Consider the following 5,802-nt stretch of genomic DNA (forward strand, 5'->3'; position numbering starts at 1 on the left):
GCAGGGCGCCGATCAGGGTGCTCGGGATGCCGCACAGGCCGAACCCGCCCACCGCCAGCGACGCGCCGTCCGGCACGTCCGCGACCGCCTCGGCCGCGCTCGCGATCACCTTGTCCACGTCGCCGCCCGGGTCGTCGTCCTCGGCGTCGTCCTCGTCGTCGTCCGCACGGCTGCGAGCCTAGTGGCCGCGTCCGCGGCGGCGGGCCGTGGTGGGCCACCACAGCCCGGTGCGAGAGAGTGTGCGGGTGGATCACCCAGCACCTCGGCGACGGGGCGGGGTCGTGGTGGCGCTCGCGGCGCTGCTCGGCGCCGCGGCGGTCGTCGTCGGCTGGGCGCTGTCGTCGCCGGTCGGCTCCGCGCCGGACGAGGACTCCCACACCGTGTACGCCTGGGGCGTCGCCACCGGCCAGGTCGGGCCCGGCCGCGACCGGGTCGAGCTGCGCCAGCTCGGCGGGGAGCCCGAGGTGATCGCGCCGTTCCTCGTCCTCGACGTGCCGCCCGACCTCGGCGCGCAGGTGCAGGGCGGGTGCTACCGGTTCAACTGGGCGCTGCCCGCCGCCTGCCCGGACGCCGCCCCGACGCCGGTCGCCGAGACCTACATGACGCGGTACCCGCCGCTGCCGTACGCGGTGCTCGGCACGGCGCTGCGGGCGCAGCTCGCCCTCGGGGTCGGCGCCGAGGCGGCGCTGCTCGGCACCCGGGTCGTCGCCGGCCTGCTCGCGGTCGCGCTGCTCGCCCCGGCGGTGGCGCTGCTCGCCCGGCGGTACGGGTCGGCCGCCGCGGCGGTCGGCACGGGCGTGGCGCTCACGCCGATGGCGGTCTACCTCGGCCCGACCGTCAACCCGAGCGGCCTCGAGGTCGCCGCGACCGTCGCCGGGGCGGCGGTGGTCTGCGTCCTGCGCCACGACGCGCTCGCCGGCGGACCGGTCGGGCGCGGCCCGCAGGCGCTGCTCGTCGTCACCGTGACCGTGCTGGCCTGGACCCGGCCGATCAGCTGGCTGTGGGCCGGGCTGCTGCTGGCGCTGCTGCTCGTCCCGCCGGCCTGGGGGCGCGGCTGGTGGCGCCGGCTGCCGGCCTGGCGGCTGTCGCCCTGGACGATCGGCCTCGTCGTGGCCGCGGTGGCCGGTGCGGTGGCCTGGACGGTCTACGCCGCCGGGCTGCGCGTCGGCGACGTCCCCTACGAGGAGGCCTGGCTCGCGCTGCCCCCGTGGGGACGCCTGCTGCTCGTGCTGCTGAAGACCGGCGACCTGGTGCAGCAGGCGGTCGGCGTGCTCGGCTGGCTCGACACGCCGCTGCCGAGCCTCTACCTGCTGGCCTGGGTCGCCGCGGCGACCTGGCTCGCGGTCCGCGCGGCCCGCCCCCGCCCCGACCGCGCCGCCGCGGTCGACCTGCCGGCCCGGTGGGTCGCCGCCTTCGCCGTCACCGCGCTCGTGGTCGTCGTCGTGCACAGCGTGCTCACCGCGTACGGCTACCAGGGGCGCTACGTGCTGCCGGTGCTCGCCGCCGCCGCCGTCCTGCTGGTGCCCTCGCTGGCTCCGCTGCGCCCGGACGCCTTCCTGCGGCCCCGCGGGATCGCGCTGCTGCTGGCGCTGGCCGCCCTGCAGGGGTTCGCGCTGCTGTGGCACCTGTGGCGGTACGCCTACGGCGCGCGGATGGACAACCCGCGGCTGCCGCCCGCGCCGCTGCCCACCGCCGAGCCGGCGTGGAGCCCCCCGCCGGGACAGGAGATCGTCGTGCTGCTCACCGGCGCCGGGCTGCTCGCCCTCGTCGTGGCCGTGGTGCTGGCCGGACGCCTCGACGTCCTCGCCGCGCGCGCGAGCCGTCCCGCCCGCCGTCCCGCGCACGAGGAGGTGGCGGCGTGAGCGGGCCCCGCGTGCTCGTCGACGCGACCGCCGTCCCGCAGGACCGCGGCGGCGTCGGCCGCTACCTCGACAACGTCGTCCAGGGCCTCGACGCGCTCGGCGTCCCGCTGCTGGTCGCGGCGCAGGGGCGCGACCGCGAGGTGTGGGAGCGGCTGGCGCCCGGCGCGACCCTGCACGAGGTCCCCGGTGCGCTGGAGCGGCGCCCGGTGCGGATGGCCTGGGAGCAGACCGGCCTGGCCGCGCTCGCCGCCCGCACCCGGGCGCAGGTGCTGCTGTCGCCGCACTACACGACCAGCCTGGCCGCGCCGCTGCCGAAGGTGGTGACGCTGCACGACGCCACCTTCTTCTCCGACCCGCAGGTGCACCTGCAGGTGAAGGCGCGGTTCTTCCGGGCCGCGACCCGCACCGCGCTGCGGGTCGCGGCGGCGTGCGTCGTGCCCTCGGACGCCACCCGCGACGAGCTGGTCCGCTGGGCCGGGGCCGATCCCCGCCGCATCGACGTCGTCCCGCACGGCGTCGACCTCGAGGTCTTCCGTCCGGCCGACGCGGCGCACGTCGCGCGGTTCGCGGCGCAGCACGACCTCGTCCCCGGCACCTACGTGGCCTTCCTCGGCACCCTCGAGCCGCGCAAGAACCTCGTCGGCCTCGTCCGCGGCTGGGTGCGGGCCTTCGGCGACGCCCCGGACCCGCCCGCGCTGGTGCTGGCCGGCGGCGCCGGCTGGGACGACGCGCTCGACGACGAGCTGGCGGGCCTGCCCGAGCGGCTGCGCGTGGTGCGCACCGGCTACCTGCCCCTGGACGACCTGCGGGCGCTGTTCGCCGGCGCCGGCGTCGTCGCGTACCCCTCGCTCGGCGAGGGCTTCGGGCTGCCGGTGCTCGAGGCGATGGCGTGCGGGGCGGCCGTGCTCACCACCCCGCGGTTGTCGCTGCCCGAGGTCGGCGGCGACGCCGTGGCCTACTGCGAGCCCGACCCGGACTCGATCGCTGCCGCGCTCGCCGGGCTGGTCGCCGACCGCGACCTGCGCGCGCGGCTGGGCGCCGCCGCGCTGGAGCGCGCCCGGACCTTCACCTGGGAGCGCTGCGCGCGGGCCCACCTGGACGTGCTCGAGCGGGTGGCGCGGTGAGCGCGCCGCTGCGGGTCGTCACGGTCACGTACTCGCCGGGGGACTCGCTGGCCGACTTCCTCGACTCGCTCGAGGCGGCCACCGGGCGGCCGTACGAGGTCGTGATGGCCGACAACGGCTCCACCGACGGCGTCCCCGAGGCCGCGGCCGCGCAGGGACGGGCGCGGCTGCACGCGACCGGCGGCAACCTCGGGTACGGCGCCGCGGCGAACGAGGGGGCGGCCGGGGCGCTGGGCGACTGGCTCGTGGTGGCGAACCCGGACGTGGTGTGGACCCCGGGCTCGCTCGACGCCCTCGTCGACGCCGCCGCGCGCTGGCCGCGGGCCGGGGTGCTCGGCCCGGGGCTGTACACGCCGGAGGGCGAGGTCTACCCGTCCGCGCGGGCGCTGCCGACGCTCGGTACCGGCGTCGGCCACGCGCTGTTCGGCTGGTGGTGGCCGGGCAACCCCTGGACGGCGGCGTACCGCCGCGAGCGCGGGCCACTGGTCGAGGGGCCGGTCGGCTGGCTGTCCGGCTCGTGCCTGCTGCTGCGCCGCGAGGCCTTCGAGCAGGTCGGCGGCTTCGACCCGAGCTACTTCATGTTCTTCGAGGACGTCGACCTGTGCGCCCGGCTGGGCCGGGCCGGCTGGGAGTGCGTCTACGTGCCGTCGGTGCCGGTGACGCACGTCGGCGGGCACTCCTGGCGCGACCAGCCCGCGATCATGATCAAGGCCCACCACGCCAGCGCGATCCGCTACATGACGCGGCGGTACCCGCGGTGGTGGCAGGCACCGGTGCGGCTGGGGCTGCGGCTCGGGCTGGGCGCGCGGTACGCCGCCAGCCGGGTGGTCGGCCGGATCGGCCTGGGCGCGGCCCCCGTCAGGCGGTGATCGTCAGGCGGTGACGCGCTAGGCGGTGACGCGCTAGGCGGTGACGCGCTAGGCGGTGACGCGCTCGGCGTCGCGCTCGGCGCCGGTGAGGTCGCGGGCCGCCAGCACCACCGACCCCGCACCGGCCAGCACCGGCAGCGCGGCGAGCGCCACCTCGACCGGCCCGCCGGGACGGGCGTCGAGCAGGGCGCGGGTGCCCGCGGGTACCGCGTCGTGCGCCGGCAGCGTGCCCGTGGGCAGGCCCGGCGGCAGGTCGTCGGCGAACCCGGTGACCACGGCCGCGTAGTCGACCGCCCCGGACGGCAGGTCGCCCGCCCACGCACGGGCCAGCGAGGGCAGCGCGAGCACGACCGGCAGCGCACCCGGCGGCAGGTCGTCGTGCGCGGGGTCGCTGGTCACCACGACCTCGGCGTCCTCGCCGGGCCCGACCAGGTCGGCGCCCACCGCCCACGCGGCGAGCACCCACACCAGCGACTTCCAGTGGGCCGGGGCGTCGAGGCGCACGGTGGTGCCGGGCTCGGCGTCGAGCTCGTCCTGCAGCAGGCCGACGGTCTTGGCGACCCAGGTGCGCAGCACCCGCGCCGACAGCTCGATCCGCTCGCCGGCGCCCGCGCCGGCGTCCGGCCCGTACCAGGTCAGCCGCGGCCGGCCGGCGTCGTCGCGCTCGAGCGCGGCGAGCAGCGAGGCGACGTCGGTGGCCGGCGCGGGCACGGCGCTCAGGCGCCGTTGGGCTCGGGGGAGTCCGAGGCCGGGAAGTCGGTGATGAAGCTCTCGACGACCTCGCCGGACACCGAGCCGCACAGCTGGCGGTGACCGCTCTCGGCGGCCCAGTGCGACAGGGCGACCTGCTTGCCCTCGGGCAGCTCGCCGTAGGCGTCGTCCCAGGCGCTGACGATGAACTTGCCGCCGGTGGCGTCGTCGTCGCGGGCGATGCCGGCGATCTGCTCGAGCTCGTCGACCTGGGCCTGCGGGAGGTCCTCGGCGTACCAGACCACGGTGTAGCCGTGCTCGAGGTTGTGCACCAGGTTCTCCATCCGCGGGCGGTCCTCGGCGGTGTAGAACGGCGCGGCCGGGTAGGTCGGCGAGGCGTAGTGCGGGCCGTACGAGGGCGGCACGGTGTCGTACTCGACGACGTCGACGTCCGGCGAGGGCGTGCCCGGGCCGACGTGGTTGCTGACGTCGTCGCCGGCGGCGTCGTCGTCCTCGACGGGGTCGCAGTCGGCCGCGCCGGCGGCGACGCCGATCAGGGGCAGCTCGTCGGGGTTGTTGCGGCGGAAGTCGAGGACCACGACGACGACCAGCACGACCAGGACGGCGACGACGGCGGCCGCGGCACCGGCCACCAGCAGCGTGCGGCGACGCTCCTTGGCGGCCTGCGCGGCCCGCATCTGCTCGACCCTGGCCGCCCGCTCGGCGGTCTCCTTCTTCTTGTTCGCCACGGGGCGCAGTCTAGGCAACCTGCCCGGTGGCACCCTGGTCGGGTGGACGGCGCGGAGCGGACGTACCGGCCGGGGCACCGGCTCGACGTCGGCGCCACCCTGGCCGCGCTGCGCTGCGGGCGGGGCGACCCGTCCTGGCGGGTCGAGGCCGACGGCACCCACTGGTGGGCCACCACGACACCGGTGGGCACGGGTCTGCTCCGGGTGCGGGCCCGTCCGCGCGAGGGGGTGGTCGAGGCCGCCGCGTGGGGCGAGGGGGCGGGCTGGCTGCTCGACGGCGTCCCCGACCTGCTCGGCGCGCGCGACGAGCCGGAGGCGTTCGTCCCCGCGGCCGAGCACGCGGTGCTCGTCGACGCCTGGCGCGCCCGCCCCGGCTGGCGGGTGCCGCGCACCCGCCGCGTGCTCGACGCGCTCGCGATCGCGTGCCTGAACCAACGCGTCACCGGCCTGGAGGCGGCCAAGGGCTGGCGGGCGCTGCTGCTCGCCTTCGGCGAGCCGGCCCCCGGCG

Annotated in this window: 7 protein-coding genes; 4 read left to right on the plus strand and 3 right to left on the minus strand. The window is 77.8% G+C overall.

Annotated features, from left to right (window positions below):
* Positions 1-118: CoA-transferase (locus ACYVKY_RS21760; RefSeq protein WP_460437038.1), on the minus strand; the 118-nt coding region annotated here is incomplete at its 3' end.
* 163 nt (positions 119-281) lie between these two features.
* On the opposite strand from ACYVKY_RS21760, the gene ACYVKY_RS21765 reads away from it, so the two are divergent.
* From ACYVKY_RS21765 to ACYVKY_RS21775, 3 genes are read left to right on the plus strand one after another with little or no spacing between them, the layout of a single operon-like run.
* Positions 282-1,862, plus strand: a complete 1,581-nt coding sequence (locus tag ACYVKY_RS21765; RefSeq protein WP_460437079.1) for a glycosyltransferase family protein — start codon at positions 282-284, stop codon at positions 1,860-1,862.
* On the plus strand, positions 1,859-2,986 hold the full coding sequence (locus ACYVKY_RS21770) for a glycosyltransferase family 4 protein (protein ID WP_460437080.1): 1,128 nt from the start codon (positions 1,859-1,861) through the stop codon (positions 2,984-2,986). The genes ACYVKY_RS21765 and ACYVKY_RS21770 overlap by 4 nt, the downstream gene beginning before the upstream one ends.
* The gene (locus tag ACYVKY_RS21775) at positions 2,983-3,855 is read left to right on the plus strand and encodes a glycosyltransferase family 2 protein (RefSeq protein ID WP_460437081.1); all 873 of its coding nucleotides are present in this window, start codon (positions 2,983-2,985) and stop codon (positions 3,853-3,855) included. Before ACYVKY_RS21770 ends, ACYVKY_RS21775 begins: the two co-directional genes overlap by 4 nt.
* A 48-nt stretch (positions 3,856-3,903) precedes the next feature.
* On the opposite strand, the gene ACYVKY_RS21780 is transcribed toward ACYVKY_RS21775, so the two are convergent.
* The gene (locus ACYVKY_RS21780; protein WP_460437082.1) at positions 3,904-4,566 is read right to left on the minus strand and encodes a TIGR03089 family protein; all 663 of its coding nucleotides are present in this window, start codon (positions 4,564-4,566) and stop codon (positions 3,904-3,906) included.
* A gap of 5 nt (positions 4,567-4,571) precedes the next feature.
* Positions 4,572-5,294, minus strand: a complete 723-nt coding sequence (locus ACYVKY_RS21785; RefSeq protein WP_460437083.1) for a DUF3105 domain-containing protein — start codon at positions 5,292-5,294, stop codon at positions 4,572-4,574.
* 42 nt (positions 5,295-5,336) lie between these two features.
* Between ACYVKY_RS21785 and ACYVKY_RS21790 the strand changes: the two genes are divergently transcribed.
* A partial coding sequence (locus ACYVKY_RS21790) for a DNA glycosylase family protein (protein ID WP_460437084.1) occupies positions 5,337-5,802 on the plus strand: 466 nt, incomplete at its 3' end.

The sequence above is a fragment of the Angustibacter speluncae genome (genome assembly GCF_054777815.1).